Genomic DNA, 16,956 nt, shown 5'->3' on the forward strand with positions numbered 1-16,956 from the left:
GCTAGAGGCCGAGCCCCCGGCCGATGATCTCCTTCATGATCTCGGTGGTGCCGCCGTAGATGGTCTGCACCCGGCTGTCCAGCCAGGCCTTCGCCACCGGGTACTCCAGCATGAAGCCGTAGCCGCCGTGCAACTGGACGCAGCGGTCGGCGACCCGGTTCTGCAGCTCGGTGGTCCACCACTTGGCCTTCGCCGCGTCGGTCACCGACAGCCGGCCGGCGTTGTACTCGGCCACGCAGTGGTTGACGAACGTCCGCGCGATGGTGACCTCGGTGTCCAGCTCGGCCAGGAGGAACCGGTTGTGCTGGAACCGCCCGATCGGCCGGCCGAACGCCTCCCGGGAGCGGGCGTAGTCGAGGGTGAGCGCGAGCAGCTTCTCCGCGGCGGCCACCGCGGCGACCGCGATGCTCAGCCGCTCCCGGGGCAGGTTGGCCATCAGGTGGTAGAAGCCGTGGTTCTCCGTGCCGATCAGGTTCTCGGCCGGCACCCGGCAGTCGTCGAAGAACAGCTCGGCCGTGTCGTTGGCCTTCAGGCCGACCTTGGCCAGCCGCCGGCCCCGGGCGAAGCCGGGCGTGCCGGTCTCCACCACGATCAGGCTCACCCCGTGCGCGCCCTGGTCGGCGGCGGTCTTGGCGACCACCACCACGAGGTCGGCCAGCTCACCGTTGGTGATGAACGTCTTCTGCCCGTTGAGCACCCAGCTGTCGCCGTCGCGGACCGCGCTCGTGCGGATGCCCGCCAGGTCGCTGCCCGCGCCCGGCTCGCTCATCGCGATGGCGGTGACCAGGTCGCCGGAGCAGAAGCCCGGGAGCCAGCGCTTGCGCTGGTCGTCGGTGGTCAGCTCGGTCAGGTACGGGCCCACCACGTCGTTGTGCAGCCCGAAGCCCAGCCCGGTGCAGCCGGCCTCGATGATCTCCTCGTCGAGCACCGCGTTGAACCGGAAGTCGCGCTGCCCGCCGCCGCCGTGCTCGGGGTCCACGTCCATGCCGAGCAGCCCGGCCGCGCCCGCCCTCCGCCACACCTCCCGGTCGACGATCCCGTCGGCCTCCCAGCGCTCGTGGTGCGGCACGGCCTCGCGGGCGAGGAACTGCCGGCACAGGTCCCGGAACTCCTGGTGGACGGGCTCGTAGAGATGCTGCTCCATGGCGGCCAGTCTGGCACCGCCGACCCCCGCTGCCCAGAGGTGATCCGCGCTCAGCTCCACCAGGTGGCGTCGGTGACCGGGACGAAGCCGAGCGATTCGTAGAGCGGGCGGCCGGCGCGCGCGGCGGTGAGCGTCATCGGCACCTCGCCGAGCCGGCCGAGGACGCCGTGCAGCAGGGCCCGCCCCACGCCCCGGGAGCGGTGTTCCGGCAGGCTGGTCATCCAGTAGAGACCGACGCCCTCGTCCCGGACGGTCAGGCAGGCGCCGGCGGGCGCGCCGCCCGAGTGGACCAGGAAGAACCGCACCTCGGGGCGGTCCAGCAGGGCGGCCGGGAACGCCTCGCCCGGGCGGCGCGGCTGAAGCGGCTCCAGGGGGAAGCCCCGCACCACCACGTCCTCGGCGGTGTCGAGCTGGTCGGGGCGCTCGACCGGGGTCACCGGCAGGGACGGGTCGGGCGGCGACGCCGGGCGGCGGACCAGCACCGGCAGGCTGCGCGGGGTGAGGCCGAGGTCGGTGAGGTCCACCGAACCGTACTGGTCCTCGACGGTGACCGGGCCGACCCGCCGGCGGACCAGGTCGGCCAACGCGGCCCGGTCGTCGGGGGCCGGGTCCGGGGCGCGCAGCAGGATCCGCAGCCCGGTGCGGTCGTCGCCGGTCACCGCGAGGAAGCCGGGCCGGCGCACCAGCCCGTGACCTCGGGCCTCGGCGAGGGCCGTCCAGAGCGCGGCGGCGTTGCGCACGGACAAATCAAGATCAGCGACGGTCATGGCGCCGACGCTACGGCCCGCGCCGTCCGCCGCGCAGGTCCATTCCGGCGCCGCGGAACTGGTCCAGCAGCCCGGGGTACGCCAGCATGGCGGGATGAGCACGCTGACCGGAGCACAGATCGCCGACGCCGCCCTGGACGGGTGGACCTTCCTGCTCGGCGCCCTGCAGACCCGCATCCGTACGCCGAACTTCGCCGCCGGACTGTCGCTGGTGGACGCCATCGGCGCCGAGGCCGAGCGGCGGGACCACCATCCCGACCTGGACCTGCGCTACACCCACGTCGACGTGCGGCTCTGGTCGCACGACGCGCGCGGGGTCACCGACCGCGACGTCCGGCTGGCCCGGGCCATCTCCGCGCTCGCGGCCGAGGCCGGCCTGTCGCCGGCGCACACCGGCGTGTCCCGGCTCGAACTCGCCCTGGACAGCCCCGACTTCGCGGCCGTGCTGCCGTTCTGGCGGGCGGTGCTGGCCGGGGAGCACCTGGCCGGGCCCGGGTTCGGTGACGAGGTGCGCGATCCGGCCGGCGCGCTGCCCACCGTGTGGTTCCAGGAGTCCGGCCGCGACGAGCCCCGCCAGCGCTGGCACCCCGACGTGTGGGTGGACCCGGCGGAGGTGAAGCAGCGCATGGAGGCCGCGCTCGCCGCCGGCGGGACGCTGGTGAGCGACGAGGCGGCACCGCACTTCTGGGTGCTCGCCGACGCCGACGGCAACCGGGTCTGCCTCTGCACCTGGCAGGGGCGCGACTAGCGCAGCGCGCGGGCGGCCACCTTCAGGTCCTTGACGAGCCCGTCGTACGCGACGTCCTGGTTGTCGGCGCGCAGCACCGCGGAGGGGTGGATGGTGGCCAGCAGCCGGGCCTCCGGGGCGTCGGCGACCGTGCCGGCGCTGTCCACCGGGACCCGGGCGAAGTCCTCCGGGTGCTGGGCGGCGGCCGGCCAGGGTAGCAGCTCGCCGCGCTGCTTCGTGACGCGGAAGGTCGGGCCGAGGAGGGCCTTGGCGGCGGTGGCGCCGAGCACCACCACGATCTCCGGGTGCAGCCGCGCGAACTCGGCGACCAGCCAGGGCCGGCAGGCGGTGATGTGGACCCGGTCGGGCGTCTGGTGGATCCGCCGCTTGCCGCGCAGTTCGAAGCGGAAGTGCTTGACGGCGTTCGTGAGGTAGATGTGGCCGGGGTCGATGCCGGCGTCGTCCACGGCCTTGCGCAGCAGCCGGCCGGCCGGGCCGACGAACGGCAGCCCCTTCTGGTCCTCCATGTCGCCGGGCTGCTCCCCGACGAGGACCACCCGGGCGCTCTCGTCGCCGCGGCCGAACACCGTCTGCGAGGCGTCCCGGTAGAGCTCACAGCCCCGGCAGCCGGTCGCGGCGGCGCGCAGCTCGTCAATGGTGTCCGCCTGCGGCGGGATGAACTCCTGGGCTCCGGGAGCGTTCTCGGTCTCGGCCATGCCAGCTTTATATACCGGTTTCGGCACCGACGCCGGATGCGCCCGCGTCAGTATCCGGAGCCGCCGCCACCGCCGCGCGAGGCCAGCGCGATCGCGATGATCACCAGAATGATCACGACCGCCGCCACGCCGATCCAGAGACCGGTCCGGGATCCGTTCGAAGCCATGACACGCACCTCCCGGCCGCGGTTACCCGCGGGCCGCCGGCCCATGCCGCGGCTCAGGTGGTGAAGCCGGCGGGCGCCGGCCGGACGGCGCGGGCCACCGCGTCGGCGAGCGGGCCGAGGTCGGCCTCGTCGAGCCGGCTGACGGTGATCCGCACGCCGGGCGCGGCGGCGATCCGGTTCAGCGCGCCAGGGGCCACCGACCAGCCGGCGTCCCGCAGGGCGGTGACCGCGACCGTCTCGTCGGGCACCGGCACCCAGACGTTGATGCCGGTCCGCCCGTGGGCGGCCAGCCCCCGCGCCGCGAGGGCGCCGACCAAACCGTCGCGCCGCCGCTCGTAGCTCTCCGCCGCGCGGCCCACCAGGCCGGCGGTGGCCGGGTCGCGCCAGAGCGCCAGGACCAGGCGTTGCAGCACGGTGGAGACCCAGCCGGCGCCGACCCGGGCCCGGCCGGCCACCCGGGCCACGGTGGCCTCGTCGCCGGCGAGCACCGCGAGCCGCAGGTCGGGGCCGTAGGGCTTGCTCACCGACCGGACGAAGGCCCACGCCGGGGTCGCCCCGGCGAGCGGGTGCAGGGGTACGCGGGCCAGCTCGGCGGCGTGGTCGTCCTCGATCAGCAGCAGGTCGGGGCGGCCGGCGAGGAGCGTACGCAGCTCGGCGGCCCGGTCCGCGGAGACGGCGGCGCCGGTGGGGTTCTGGGCCCGGCTCGTGACGATCAGGGCGCGGGCGCCGGCGGCCAGCGCGGCGCCGACCCCCGGCGCGGTCGGGCCCTCGTCGTCCACCGGCACCCCGACGGGGCGCAGTCCGAGGGCCGCGAGCAGGTCGAGCAGGTTGGCCCAGCCGGGGTCCTCGACGGCGACCGCGTCGCCGGGGCGCAGGTGGGCGGCGAGCAGGCGTTCGATGCCGTCGAGCGCGCCACCGGTCACGGTGATCTCGTCGGCCGGCACGCCGTCGGCGGTGAGCCGGTCGCGGGCCGCGGCGGCCAGCTCGGGCAGAACGGCCCTCTCCGCGTAGCCGGCAGGGGTCCGGAACTCGGCCGCGAGCGCGGCCAGGTGCGGGCCGAGCGGCGGCAGCAGCCGGCTGTCCGGGTTGCCGGCCGAGAGGTTGCGCGTGCCGGGCAGCGGCGGCGGCATGAGCGCGGAGCGGCGGCTGGCCACCGGCGGGCGGGGGCGGACCCGGGTGCCGTGCCGGCCGGCGGTGACGACGAGGCCCCGCTGGCGCAGTTCCTGGTACGCCTTCGCGACGGTGGCCGGGCTCACGGCCAGCGCGGTGGCGAGGGCGCGGACGGCGGGCAGGGCGTCGCCCGGTGCGAGGTCGCCGGCGCGGATGCCGGTTTCCACGCTCGCCGAAATCGCCGCCGAGGAGGAGCCACTGATCTGATAACGTGCTGCCACAGTTCCGAGATTGTACTAGAACGAAGGTGGGATGTCGCATGTACCCCCCGACCGAGCGGACCACCGCCACCCGCATGCGGGCCCGGATGAGCTATGACGAAGCCGCCGCGCACGCCGTGCTGGACGAGGCGTACCACTGCGCGCTCGGGTTCACCGTGGACGGCGAGCCGCGCGTCCTGCCCACCCTGCACGTGCGGATCGGCGACACCCTGTACCTGCACGGCTCCACCGGGAGCCGGCCGCTGCTCGCTGCCCGCGACGACGCCGGCCTGCCCGTCTGTGTCGCGGTCACGCTGCTCGACGGGCTCGTCTTCGCCCGGTCCCAGTTCAACCACAGCGCCAACTACCGGTCGCTGGTGGCACACGGCACCGCCCGCCTGGTGACCGACGAGCGGGAGAAGCTCGACGTGCTCACCGCGCTGGTGGAGAAGGTGGCCGCCGGACGCAGCACGGACAGCCGCCCGCCGAGCCGGCGCGAGCTGGCCGAGACCGCCGTGCTGGCGCTGCCGCTGCGCGAGGTGTCGGTCCGCGCCCGGGCCGCCGGGGCCGGCGACGATCCCGCCGACCTGCACCTGCCGCACTGGGCGGGGGTGGTGCCGCTGCGGCTCACCGCGGGCGTGCCGGAGCCGGCCGCCGGGGTCACCGCGCCCGTGCCGGCGTACCTGCGGCCGGCCCCGTCGCCCTGGCTGGAGCCGGTGGTGCTGCGCGGCGAGCACGTCGTGCTGGAACCCCTCGACGAGTCCCACGCCGAGGAGCTGTACGCCGCCCTCGACGACGAGGAGGTCTGGCGCCACGTCGGCAGCCCGCGCCCGGGCGGCGCCGAGGAGATGGCCGGCCAGATCCGGTCCGCGCTCGACGCCCACCGGCGCGGCGTGCGGATGCCCTGGGTGCAGCGCTGCGCGGTGACCGGGGCCGTGGTGGGCACCACCTCCTACTACCAGCCCGACGCGGAGCTGCGGACCGTCGAGATCGGCTACACGCAGCTCGGCCGGCCCTGGTGGCGCACCGGGATCAACACCGAGGCCAAGCTGCTGCTGCTCACCCGGGCCTTCGAGGAACTCGACGCCGTCCGGGTCACCTGGCAGACCAGCTCGCTCAACGAGCGCTCGCAGCGGGCCATCGAACGGCTCGGCGCCGTCCGGGAGGGGACGCTGCGGGCCAACCGGCGGCGCGCCGACGGCACCTGGCGGGAGTCGGCGCTCTACTCGATGCTCGCCTCGGAGTGGCCAAACGCACAGGCCACGCTGCGGGAACGGCTTCGCTCGGCGACACCCGTGGCGTCATGATGACCGGCGTGCTGGGGATCACCGACATCGGGACGTACGTGCTGGGCACCGTGGCCATCGTGCTGCTGCCCGGGCCGAACTCGCTCTTCGTGCTGTCCACGGCGGCGCGGCGCGGGGTGGCGGCCGGCTACCGGGCCGCCGGGGGCGTGTTCGTCGGCGACTCGGTGCTGATGATCCTCTCCGCCGCCGGGGTGGCGTCGCTGCTCAAGGCGTACCCGGCACTCTTCCTGGTGATCAAGTACGCGGGCGCCGCGTACCTCGGGTGGCTGGGGTTGACCATGCTGCGCGGCGCCTGGCGGCGCTGGCGCGACCGCAACGACCCCACCACGCCGCGGCTCATCGACGCGGCGGAACCCGCGGCGGTGCGCGACCCGTTCCGGCGGGCGCTGGTGATCAGCCTGCTCAACCCGAAGGCGATCCTCTTCTTCATCTCGTTCTTCATCCAGTTCGTCGACCCCGGCTACGCCTGGCCGGCGCTGTCGTTCCTGCTGCTCGGGCTGATCGCGCAGGTGACCAGCGCGCTCTACCTGACCGCGCTGATCCTCACCGGCACCTTCCTGGCCGCCCAGTTCCACCGCCGGCGGCGGCTCGCCGCGACCGGCACCACGGCCATCGCCGTGCTCTTCCTCGGCTTCAGCCTCAAGCTCGCCACCGCCTCGGTCTGAGGACGGCGCGCCGGCGTCAGGTGCCGTCGCCGCCCCCGCCGCCGCCCACGCCCGCGCCGCCCGCGGTGCCGCCCAGGCCGTAGCCGGGGGCGATCGGCTCGTCGGGCGGGCGGCTCACGTGCGCGGACTCGCGGATCGTGGCGGACCAGTCGGCGTTCGAGGCGGCCGCGGCGTGCCGGTCGATGGCGTGCCGCAGCCAGCCGTCCACGATGGCCACCCAGTCCCGCCGGTCGGCCCCCGCGTGCCAGACCCGGAACCGGCTGATGCTCTGGTGGGTCACCCCGGCCAGGGAGAGCCGGCGGTCCACCCAGAGCAGCACCTCCAGCCCCGCCGCGTTCGTCACGAAGATCACCTCCAGTTCGGTGATCGGGCCGGCGTAGAGCGGGGCCACCCAGAACCCCAGCCGCTGGTGGAGCGGGAGCGCCTGGTCCACCCCGGGCAGCCGCCCGTGCTGGAGCCCGGCCTGCCGCATGGCGAAGCCGAGGGTGTCCAGCGCGACGAGGATGTGCTGCTGGATCGGCAGCGGATGGACGAGGACCGGCACCATGGCGCCCTGGTCCAGGTCCGGGTCGACGGACACCTCCGTACGCAACCCGGTGCGCAGGCTCATGAGCGGCACCCCGCCGAACATGGTCACCGGGGTCTCCCACGGCAGCGGCATCGCGAAGTCGACGGCCCGCCGCCGCCCGGCCGGCACCACGAACCGGCCGGCGATCGGCACCTGGTGGTACTGCAGCAACCGGTGCGGCGACTCGGGGTCCTCCGGCTCGACCTGCGCGACCAGCCCGAGCCGGATGTGCCGGACGGCGACGTCGCCGCCGCCGGCGGCCAGCGTGACCCGGCCGGGGAGGCGCAGGCCGGGGCGGGTGCTCGGGTTGGGCAGCGTGGTGCTCACCGACAGCCCGGTCCACACGGACTCCGACGACACCCCGGTCAGCCGCATGCCGCCGGCTTTCCCGCTGCCCGCTCCCCCATGCGCCCGGCCGGGCCGATCCGGGTGCGCCTGTTGTCGCCGGGACGACACCAAACGCACCCGAAGCAGCCGGTGGGGACGGGAGACGGGGCGTCAGCGCATCCGGCGGCCGCGCGGCACCGGGTCGGTCTCGTCGTCGAACTCGCCGATGACCTCCTCGAGGAGGTCCTCCAGCGCGACGAAGCCGATCGGCCGGGTCGGGCCACCGCCGTTGCGGACCAGCGCCAGCTGGGCCTGCCGGCCCCGCATGGCGGCCACCGCCTCGGTGACCGACGCCTCGCCGGGCAGGGTGAACGCCGGGGTCATCAGGTCCTCGGCGGTCGCCGGCCGGCCGGTGGTGACCGCGCGGACCGCCTCGCGGACGTGGACCAGGCCGCAGACCTCGCCGCCGGTGTCGACGACGGCGAGCCGGGACCGGCCGCTGTCGCGGGAGACCTGCTCGATCCGCTCGGCGGCGTCGCCCCGGCGGACCGTGACGATCCGGTCGAACGGCTCCATCACCTGCGCCACGGTGGTGCCCTGCAACTCCAGCATGCTGGTCAGCATCTGGTGCTGCTCGGCGCCGAGCAGCCCGTGCTCGCGGGACTGCTCCAGCAGGATGCGCAGCTCGTCCGGGCCGTGCACCTGGGCGAGCTGGTCCTGCTGCCGGACACCGACCAGCCGCAGCACGGCGTTGGCCAGCGCGTTGAGCGCGGACAGCACCGGACGGGCGACCCGGGCGAAGGCCCGGAACGGCAGCGCCAGCAGCATGGCCGAACGCTCCGCGTCGGTGATCGCCCAGGACTTCGGGGCCATCTCGCCGACCACCAGGTGCAGGAACGTCACCAGCGCCAGGGCGAAGAGCAGCCCGACCAGGTGGCTGACCGCGTCCGGCAGCCCGACCGCGTGCAGCAACGGGCTGAGCAGGTGCTCGATGGCCGGCTCGGCCAGCGCGCCGAGGCCCAGCGTGCACAGGGTGATGCCGAGCTGGGCGCCGGCCAGCATGAGGCTCAGCTCGCGGACGCCGTCCAGCGCCGCGCGGGCCGCCCGGCCACCGCCCGCCGCCGCCTGCTCCAGGCGGTACCGCTTGGACGCGACCAGCGCGAACTCGGCCGCCACGAAGAAGCCGTTGAGCGCCAGGAGCACCACGGAGAAGAAGAGCGCGAACCCGGGGCTCATGCGGCCTCCTCCCCGTGCGCGGCCGCCGTCGTGCGGAGGCTGACGGAGTCGGCCACGTGCCGGTCCACGGCGAGCACCTCGACCAGGGCGCGCGGCCCGGCGTCCGGCTCGTCGCCGTCGACGGCGAGCGCGATCTCCAGCCGGTCACCCACCTCGGGCACCCGGCCCAACTCGCGCATGACCAGGCCGGAGAGCGTGTCGTACTCGGGCGCCTCGGGCAGCGCGATGCCGGTGCTGTCGGCCACCTCGTCGATCCGCCAGCGGGCCGGCACCACCCAGGAACCGTCCTCCTGCCGGGCGGGGGCCCGCTCCGGCGGGTCGTCCTCGTCGCGGATCGGCCCGACCAGCTCCTCGGCGATGTCCTCCAGGGTGATCACGCCGGCGAAGCCGCCGTACTCGTCGACCACGCAGGCGAGCTGGCGGTGCCCGACCCGGAGCCGGTCCAGCACCGTCGGCAGCGGCAACGTCTCCGGCACCAGCAACGGGGGTACGGCCACCGCGGCGACCCGGGTGCTCGCCCGCTCGGCCGGCGGCACCCCGAGCACGTCGGCGATCCCGATCACGCCGACCAGGTCGTCGACGCCCTCGGCGCCGCGCACCGGGAACCGGGAGTGCCCCGTGTCGAGCAGCTCGACGACCCGGCTGACCGGCTCGTCGGCCCGTACGGTGTGCACGTCCACCCGAGGGACCATGGCCTCCCCGGCGGTGAGCTCCCGGAAGTCGAGCCCCCGGTCGAGCAGGTCGGACATCTCGGCGTCGAGGTGCCCCTCCTCCCGGGACTCGGCGATGATCTGCTCCAGGTCCTCGGGGGTGGCGCCGCTGGGCAGCTCCTCGATCGGCTCGATGCCGACCCGGCGGAGCAGCCGCACGGCAGCCCGGTCGAAAAGGGTGATCAACGGTCCGGCGATCCGCAGGTACATGAGCGTGGACCGGGCGAGTGCCCGGGCGAGCGGCTCGGCGCGGGCGATGGCCAGGTTCTTCGGGGCCAGCTCGCCGAGGACCATCTGCACGACGGTGGCGATGAGCAGGGCCAGCACGACCGACAGGGGCAGCGCCACCGCGTCGGAGACACCGGCCAGGCCGAGCAGGTCGGCCAGCCCGGCGCCCAGGTACGGCTCGGCGGCGTAACCGACCAGCAGGGCGGTCACCGTGATGCCGAGCTGGGCTCCGGACAGCATGAACGAGAGCCGGCCGGTCACCTCCAGGGCCCGGGCGGCGGCGCGGTCGCCACCGTCGGCGAGCTGCTTGAGCTTGCCCCGGTCCACGGCGACGTAACCGAACTCCTGGGCCACGAAGTAACCGGTGGCGGCGGTGAGCACGATGATGAGGACGAGTCCGACGAGGATCAGCACGGGAGGGTCAGGGCTCCCGGGGCCGTCGGGTCCAGAGGTTGCCGGGCACGACCCGGCTGGCTACTGCTGCCCTCCTGGGCAGACGAGTCGATCATGCCGCCATTTTATCGGCGGCGACTGGACGTTCGCTGAGGGTGCTGGAAGCCTCCCCGCTGTCCGGTTCACCGGCCGGACAGCTCGTCGACGTCCAGCAGCTTCCGGTCGATCCGCCCGGAGCGGTAGGCGGCCCGGCCGATCATCTGCGCGGCGACCGGCGCGGTGGCCAGCTGGAAGACCGCCACCAGCGCGATCATGCCGAGGTCCGACGGCGTACGCAGGCGCAGCGCGAGGCCCACGAGGAGCAGCAGCACGCCGAGCACCTGCGGCTTGGTGGCGGCGTGCATCCGGGCCAGCACGTCCGGGAAGCGCAGCACGCCGATCCCGGCGACCAGGCTGAGCAGCGCCCCGCCCAGCAGGCAGACCCCGCCGAGCCAGTCCGCGACCGCGCTCACTGCACTGCCTTCGTTCGCGACTGCGGGGCTCGCAGACCCGGCTCACTCCTCGCGCTCACTGCACCGCCCTTCGTTCGCGACTGCGGGGCTCGCAGAACCGGCTCACTCCTCGCGCTCACACTTCCTCCCGGACCGCGAAGCGGACCAGCGACACCGAGCCGACGAAGCCGAGCAGGGACAGCACCACGAGCACGGGCAGTGTGGTGGCGTGCCCGTTCACCGCCGCCTCCGCGCCCACGGCGCCGAGCATGGTGGAGAGCAGCAGGTCGGCGGCGACGACCCGGTCGAGCAGGGACGGGCCGCGGTAGATCCGGGCCAGGGCGAGCAGCGCGGTGACCGAGAGCAGCACGGTCAGCGCGAGGGCGAGGAGCGCGGTCACGGGTGATCCCTCCGATCGACGGGTTCGAGACTGAGCTGGCGTACCTCGGCGGGGGAGCCCACGGCGCGGACGATGCGCCGTTCGACGGCGAGGATCCGATCCCGGCCGGCGGTCAGGTCCTCCGGGCGGCGGACGTCGAGGACGTGCACGTAGAGCACCCCGCGGTCGCGGTCCACGTCGAGGATCAGGGTCCCGGGCACCAGGGAGATCACCTCGGCGGTGAGCGCCAGGTTGAGGTCGGTGCGCACCCGCAGCGGCACCGCGATGATCGCGCCGCGGGGGCGGAAGCCGGGGCGCACCGCGACGGCGGCGACGTGCAGGCTGGCGGTGACCAGTTCACCGACGAAGGTGACCGCGAGGACCAGCAGCGCGCCAGGGCGCAGCCGCCCGCCGAAGGTGACCGGCGGGAGCGGGAAGAAGAGCAGCACGGCCGCGCCGATCACCAGGCCGGCGAGCAGGTTGCCCCAGGACAGGTCGCCCCACAGCAGCACCCAGATGGCGACCAGCCAGCCGAGCGCGACGGCCTGGTCGCGCCGCCGCCCGCCCCGGCCCACGGGGGGCACGGGGGCGTCGGGCGCCGGGTCGGCCGGTGGCGGGCCGCCCGGCGGTTCCCCACCGCCGGCCGCCCGCCCCGCCGGGAGGCCGTCGGTCACGGCAGGACCGCCCGGACGTACGGGGTGCGCTGGCGCAGGTCGGTCGCGGCGTCCGCGGTGACCCGGAACAGCGGCCCGGCGGCCAGGGTGAGCACCAGCCCGAGCAGCACGAGGGCCGCGGTGGCCCCGACCATCAGCCCGGGCAGCCGGACGGGCGGGCCGGCGGTGACCAGCCGGGGCGCCCGCCAGAACGCGATGTTCCACACCCGGGAGGCGGCGTAGAGGGTGAGCAGGCTGGTCAGGGTGCCCGCCCCGACGAGCACGGCGGGCAGCGCCCCGCCGGCCGCCACGCCGGCCTGGAGCAGGCCGAGCTTGCCCAGGAAGCCGGAGAACGGCGGGATGCCGGCCAGGTTCATGGCCGGGACGAAGAAGAGCACAGCGAGCAGCGGGGCGATCCGGGCCAGCCCGCCGAGGCGGCGCAGGTCGGTGCTGCCCGCGCGCTCCTCGACCAGGCCGGCGACCAGGAAGAGGGTGGTCTGGATGGTGATGTGGTGCACCACGTAGAAGATGGCCCCGGCCAGGCCCGCGACGCTGCTCAACGCCACCCCGAAGATCATGTAGCCGATGTGGCTGACCAGGGTGAAGGAGAAGAGCCGCTTCATGTCGGACTGCGCCGCCGCGCCGAGGATCCCGACCACCATGGTCAGCCCGGCCACCACCATGAGCAGGCCGGACACCTGGCCGCCGGGGAAGAGCAGCGTCTCGGTGCGGATGATCGCGTACACGCCGACCTTGGTGAGCAGGCCGGCGAACACCGCGGTGACCGGGGCGGGCGCGGTCGGGTAGCTGTCCGGCAGCCAGGCGGAGACCGGGAACACGGCCGCCTTGATGCCGAACGCGAGCAGCAGGGTGAGCTGCAACGCCAGGCGTACGCCGGGCGGCAGGGCGTCCAGCCGGCCGGCGAGCTGCGCCATGTTGAGGGTGCCGGTGGCCGCGTACACGAGCCCCACGGCGGCCAGGAAGATCATCGACGACAGGACGCTGACCACCACGTACGTCGAGCCGGTGCGGATTCGCACCTCCGTGCCACCGAGGGTGATCAGCACGAAGCTCGCGGCCAGCAGGATCTCGAAGCCGACGAACAGGTTGAACAGGTCCCCGGCCAGGAAGGCGTTGGTCACGCCGGCGGTCAGCACGAGGTAGGTCGGGTGGTAGATGCTCACCGGCGCCGTCTCGCCCGACTCGCCCCGCCCCTGGCCGATCGAGTAGAGCAGCACGCAGAGGGTGACCGCCGAGGAGACCACGAGCATCAGCGCGGCCAACTGGTCGGCGACCAGCACGATGCCGACCGGGGGCGGCCAGCCGCCCACCCGCACCACCACAGGCCCGTGCCGGTACGCCTCGACCAGCAGCACCACCGCCACGAGCAGGGTCGTGGCCAGCCCGATCACGCTGACCGACCGCTGCAACCGGGGCCGGTTGGTGAGGATCAGGGTGAGCGCCGCGCCGAGCAGCGGCACCACCACGGGCAGCGGCACCAACGCCGGCATCATGCGCCGGCCTTCGCTCGCGACTGCGGGGCTCGCAGACCCGGCTCACTCCTCGCGCTCATGCGCCGGCCCTCGTTCGCGACTGTGGGGCTCGCAGACCCGGCTCACTCCTCGCGCTCACTGGTCCTCGCTCCGCCGGCGTAGGCGGCGCAGCGCCGGCTCCGGGTCCACCTGCTCCGGGTCGTTGTCCGGCCCCTCGCCGCCGAGGTCCGCGGTGGGCACCTCGTTGCGCTCGGCGAGCCGGACGATCTGCCGGTCCTCCAGGTCGTCCTGCACCTCGTCGTCGCCGGACAGATACCAGCTCCGGTAGGCGACGGCGAGCAGGAACGCGGTCAGCCCGAACGTGATCACCACGGCGGTGAGCACCATGGCCTGCGGCAGCGCGTCGCTCATCGCCGGGGCCGGCGCGGTGCCCACCAGCGGCGCGGCCCCGGACCGGCCGCCGAGCAGGATCAGCAGGTTCACCCCGTTGCCGAGCAGGATGACGCCGAGCAGGATCCGGGTCAGGCTCCGCTCCAGCAGCAGCGTGACCCCGGTGGCCACGAGCACGCCGACAGCGATCACCAGCACCAGGGTTGGCCCGGCCGCGCCCCGGCTCACCGGGGCACCCCCGGCCGGGACGCTCGCGGCGCCCTCACGGCGCCTCCCCCTCGCGCTGCACGGCCAGCCCGCGGGCCGGCTCGCCGGCCGCCTCGACGTGCCGGTCCACCTCGGCGCCGAGGCTGCGCAGGATGTCCAGCACCAGCCCGACCACGATGAGGTAGACGCCGATGTCGAAGAAGAGCGACGTGACCAGGTAGAAGTCGCCGACCAGCGGCAGCCAGAGGTTGACCTTCACGCTCTCCAGCACCTGGCCGGCGACGAGCAGCCCGAGCGCGCCGCCGCCGACCGAGACGGCCAGGCCCGCGCCGAGCACGGTGCCGGCGCCGACCGGCGCCGCCTCGGCCAGTTCGTACCGGCCGCCGGCCAGGTAGCGGACGGTCAGCGCGAGCCCGGCGACCAGCCCGCCGGAGAAGCCGCCGCCCGGGGAGTTGTGCCCGGAGAAGAGCAGGAACAGCGAGAAGAGCAGCACCGTGTGGAAGATCAGCCGGGTGACCACCTCGAAGACGATCGAGCGGCGGCGCTCGTGCAGGGTCGCCCCGCCGCGCAGCCAGACCGTCCGCCGGTCGCGGCGGGACCGGACCGGGGCGGGTCGGCGCGGCCGGGGCCCGGTGCGGGACCGCTCGAAGATCAGGCTGGCCACCCCGGTCGCGGTCACCACCAGCACGGCGATCTCCCCCATGGTGTCCCAGGCCCGGATGTCGACCAGGGTCACGTTGACCACGTTGCGGCCGTGCCCCTGCGCCACGGCCAGGTCGGGGAACGCCGCCGAGATCGACGGGGTACGCCGCGCGCCCGCCGCGGCCAGCGCCAGGCCGGCCATGACCACGCCGGCGGCCACCCCGATGCCCCGGCGTACCCAGCGGCTGCGGCGCAGCGGGCGGGCCGAGAAGCGTTCCGGCAGTCGGCGCAGCACCAGCACGAAGACGGCGATGGTGGCGGTCTCCACGAGGAACTGGGTGAGCGCCACGTCGGGCGCGCCGTAGAGGACGAACATCATGGCGGTGCCGTAGCCGGTGACGCCCACCAGCAGCATGGCGGTGAGCCGGCGCCGGGCGCCCACCGCGAGCAGCGCGGCCACCGCGATCACCACGCAGACCACGAGCTGGGTCGGGTTGTCCCAGACGGCGATCCCGGTGCGCCACGGCCGGGTGGCCAGCATGGCGCCGCCGGGCACCAGCACGAGGACGACGAGCACGGTGCCCAGGTACTGCGGCAGGGCGCCGCGCTGGGTGGCGCCGGTGACCTCGATGGCGAACCGGTCGAACCGGTGCGTGATCCACTCGTACCCCTGGTTACCGCCGACCGGCGCGCGGAGCCGCACCAGCGCCGGGGTGAGCGGGCCGCGGACCAGGTGCAGCACGACCCCGCCGGCGAGCACCACGGCGGAGAGGCCGAGCGCCGCGGTCGGTCCGTGCCAGAGCGCCAGTTTCTCCTCGACCGGGCCGAACAGCTCGGCGTACGGGCGGAGCAGCCCGCCCAGCCAGCCGGCGGCCGGACCGGCGGCGAACCCGGCGACGGCGAGGAGGGCCGGGGGTACGAGCATCGCGGCGGGCGGGCGCTCCACGTCGGTCACGGGCACGCCCGGCCGGGTCGCGAACGCGCCCCAGAGGAACCGGATGCTGTACGCGACGGTCAGCGCGCTCCCGGCCACCAGCACGGCGAGCACCACCGGCCGCCCGGTGAACGCGCCGAGCACCGCCTCCTTCGCCACGAAGCCGAGCAGCGGTGGCACTCCGGCCATCGAGGCGGCGGCCAGCGCGGCGACCGTGGTGAGCACCGGGGCGCCCCGTCCCACGCCGGACAGGTCGCGCAGGTCCCGGCTGCCGGCGCTGTGGTCGAGGATGCCGACGACGAGGAACAGCGCCGCCTTGAACAGCGCGTGCGCCAGCAGCATGGCGACGCCGGCGAGGGCCGCCTTCGGGGTGCCCGCGCCGAGCACCACGGTGAGCAGGCCGAGCTGGCTGACCGTCCCGTACGCCAGCAACAGCTTGAGGTCGGTCTGCCGCAGCGCCGCCCAGCCCCCGGCGACCAGGGTGACCAGCCCGGCGACCACGGTGACCGGACGCCACGGCCCGGCCGGCGCGAGCGCCGGGCCGAGCAGCCCGATGAGGAACACGCCGGCCTTCACCATGGCCGCCGCGTGCAGGTAGGCGCTGACCGGGGTGGGAGCCGCCATCGCCACCGGCAGCCACGAGGTGAAGGGGAACACCGCGGACTTCGCGAGCGCGCCGGCGAGGACGAGCAGCACGGCGCCCACGACGTAGCCGCCGCCGGGCAGCGGCGCGGCCGTGACGACGGACCAGCGGTAGCTGCCGACGTGGTGGCCGAGCAGCAGGAAGCCGACCAGCATGGCCAGCCCGCCCAGGGTGGTGACGGTCAGGGCCTGGGCGGCGGCCCACCGGCTGGACCGCCGCTCGGTGCTGTGGCCGATCAGCAGGTAGGAGAAGACCGTGGTCAACTCCCAGAAGACGTAGAGCAGCAGCAGGTCGTCGGAGACGACCAGGCCGAGCATCGCCCCGGCGAAGGCCACCATGACGGCCGCGAACCGGGCCAGGCCGGCCGAGCCGGCATGGAAGTAGCGGGCGGAGTAGACCAGCACCAGCGCGCCCACGCCGCCGACCAGCAGCAGCATCAGCCAGGACAGGGTGGTGACCCGCAGCGCCACGTCGAGCTGGAGCTGGGGGACCCACGGATACGTCTCGACGACCGCCCCGCCCCCACGGACCGCCCCGGTGTGCGCCACCGCCCACGCGAAGGTGGCGGCCGGGGCGAGCGCGACCAGCAGGCAGGCGCGGGGGCCCCACCGGCGGACCAGCAGCGGGGCGGACAGGGCCGCCACCAGGTGCAGGATCAGCAGGACGAGCACGCGCACTCCCGGTCGAGGTGACAGCGCGCCGAGGCACGCTGCGGCCACGACCGATCAGACGCCACATTCCCGCCCGACCGGGCGGTTTTCGGGAAACCGGCCCGGCGGCCGGCGCCCCGGTCAGCGCA

The 16,956-nt window shown here is 74.8% G+C and carries 16 protein-coding genes; 3 read left to right on the top strand and 13 right to left on the bottom strand.

Annotated features, from left to right (window positions below; all coding sequences use genetic code 11):
- Position 1: 1 nt before the first annotated feature.
- The gene (locus tag F8274_RS13820) at positions 2 to 1,144 is read right to left on the bottom strand and encodes an acyl-CoA dehydrogenase family protein (RefSeq protein WP_151462709.1); all 1,143 of its coding nucleotides are present in this window, start codon (positions 1,142 to 1,144) and stop codon (positions 2 to 4) included.
- A gap of 50 nt (positions 1,145 to 1,194) precedes the next feature.
- Positions 1,195 to 1,911, bottom strand: a complete 717-nt coding sequence (locus F8274_RS13825; protein ID WP_192579822.1) for a GNAT family N-acetyltransferase — start codon at positions 1,909 to 1,911, stop codon at positions 1,195 to 1,197.
- 94 nt (positions 1,912 to 2,005) lie between these two features.
- Here F8274_RS13825 and F8274_RS13830 point away from each other — a divergent pair, with 94 nt between their 5' ends.
- Complete coding sequence (locus tag F8274_RS13830; RefSeq protein ID WP_151462711.1) at positions 2,006 to 2,659, top strand: 4a-hydroxytetrahydrobiopterin dehydratase; 654 nt, start codon at positions 2,006 to 2,008, stop codon at positions 2,657 to 2,659.
- On the opposite strand, the gene F8274_RS13835 is transcribed toward F8274_RS13830, so the two are convergent.
- Both F8274_RS13835 and F8274_RS13840 read right to left on the bottom strand, forming a co-directional pair.
- Positions 2,656 to 3,354 carry a UdgX family uracil-DNA binding protein gene (locus F8274_RS13835; protein ID WP_151462712.1) on the bottom strand — a complete coding sequence of 233 codons (699 nt, stop codon included), beginning with the start codon at positions 3,352 to 3,354 and terminating at the stop codon, positions 2,656 to 2,658. The two genes, F8274_RS13830 and F8274_RS13835, sit on opposite strands and share 4 nt — an antisense overlap.
- A 220-nt stretch (positions 3,355 to 3,574) precedes the next feature.
- The gene (locus F8274_RS13840) at positions 3,575 to 4,912 is read right to left on the bottom strand and encodes an aminotransferase class I/II-fold pyridoxal phosphate-dependent enzyme (protein ID WP_151462713.1); all 1,338 of its coding nucleotides are present in this window, start codon (positions 4,910 to 4,912) and stop codon (positions 3,575 to 3,577) included.
- 38 nt (positions 4,913 to 4,950) lie between these two features.
- Between F8274_RS13840 and F8274_RS13845 the strand changes: the two genes are divergently transcribed.
- Positions 4,951 to 6,198, top strand: a complete 1,248-nt coding sequence (locus F8274_RS13845) for a bifunctional pyridoxamine 5'-phosphate oxidase family protein/GNAT family N-acetyltransferase (protein WP_151462714.1) — start codon at positions 4,951 to 4,953, stop codon at positions 6,196 to 6,198.
- A complete protein-coding gene (leuE, locus tag F8274_RS13850) occupies positions 6,195 to 6,863 on the top strand; it encodes a leucine efflux protein LeuE (protein WP_151462715.1) in 669 nt (222 codons plus the stop codon). Before F8274_RS13845 ends, leuE begins: the two co-directional genes overlap by 4 nt.
- A gap of 16 nt (positions 6,864 to 6,879) precedes the next feature.
- Here the strand turns inward: leuE and F8274_RS13855 are convergent, their stop codons facing one another.
- The 9 genes from F8274_RS13855 to F8274_RS13895 all read right to left on the bottom strand — a co-directional run bounded on the left by F8274_RS13855 (position 6,880) and on the right by F8274_RS13895 (position 16,828).
- Entirely contained in the window at positions 6,880 to 7,806 is a 927-nt protein-coding gene (locus F8274_RS13855) for a sporulation protein (RefSeq protein ID WP_151462716.1), read from the bottom strand.
- Positions 7,807 to 7,929: 123 nt separating this feature from the next.
- Positions 7,930 to 8,994 (bottom strand): hemolysin family protein, encoded by a 1,065-nt coding sequence (locus F8274_RS13860; RefSeq protein WP_151462717.1) that lies wholly within the window; start codon positions 8,992 to 8,994, stop codon positions 7,930 to 7,932.
- The gene (locus F8274_RS13865; RefSeq protein ID WP_151462718.1) at positions 8,991 to 10,346 is read right to left on the bottom strand and encodes a hemolysin family protein; all 1,356 of its coding nucleotides are present in this window, start codon (positions 10,344 to 10,346) and stop codon (positions 8,991 to 8,993) included. Before F8274_RS13865 ends, F8274_RS13860 begins: the two co-directional genes overlap by 4 nt.
- Before the next feature lie 161 nt (positions 10,347 to 10,507).
- Positions 10,508 to 10,837, bottom strand: a complete 330-nt coding sequence (gene mnhG, locus F8274_RS13870) for a monovalent cation/H(+) antiporter subunit G (protein ID WP_151462719.1) — start codon at positions 10,835 to 10,837, stop codon at positions 10,508 to 10,510.
- 115 nt (positions 10,838 to 10,952) lie between these two features.
- The gene (locus F8274_RS13875) at positions 10,953 to 11,216 is read right to left on the bottom strand and encodes a monovalent cation/H+ antiporter complex subunit F (protein ID WP_151462720.1); all 264 of its coding nucleotides are present in this window, start codon (positions 11,214 to 11,216) and stop codon (positions 10,953 to 10,955) included.
- Complete coding sequence (locus tag F8274_RS13880) at positions 11,213 to 11,869, bottom strand: Na+/H+ antiporter subunit E (protein ID WP_151462721.1); 657 nt, start codon at positions 11,867 to 11,869, stop codon at positions 11,213 to 11,215. The genes F8274_RS13875 and F8274_RS13880 overlap by 4 nt, the downstream gene beginning before the upstream one ends.
- Positions 11,866 to 13,359 carry a Na+/H+ antiporter subunit D gene (locus F8274_RS13885; protein ID WP_151462724.1) on the bottom strand — a complete coding sequence of 498 codons (1,494 nt, stop codon included), beginning with the start codon at positions 13,357 to 13,359 and terminating at the stop codon, positions 11,866 to 11,868. Before F8274_RS13885 ends, F8274_RS13880 begins: the two co-directional genes overlap by 4 nt.
- 117 nt (positions 13,360 to 13,476) lie before the next feature.
- Entirely contained in the window at positions 13,477 to 13,959 is a 483-nt protein-coding gene (locus F8274_RS13890; protein ID WP_151462722.1) for a Na(+)/H(+) antiporter subunit C, read from the bottom strand.
- Positions 13,960 to 13,993: 34 nt separating this feature from the next.
- Positions 13,994 to 16,828: a Na+/H+ antiporter subunit A gene (locus F8274_RS13895; protein ID WP_151462723.1), complete on the bottom strand. Its 2,835-nt coding sequence runs from the start codon at positions 16,826 to 16,828 to the stop codon at positions 13,994 to 13,996.
- Between the last annotated feature and the right edge of the window lie 128 nt (positions 16,829 to 16,956).

Source organism: Micromonospora sp. AMSO31t (assembly GCF_008868175.1).
Lineage (GTDB): Bacteria > Actinomycetota > Actinomycetes > Mycobacteriales > Micromonosporaceae > Micromonospora.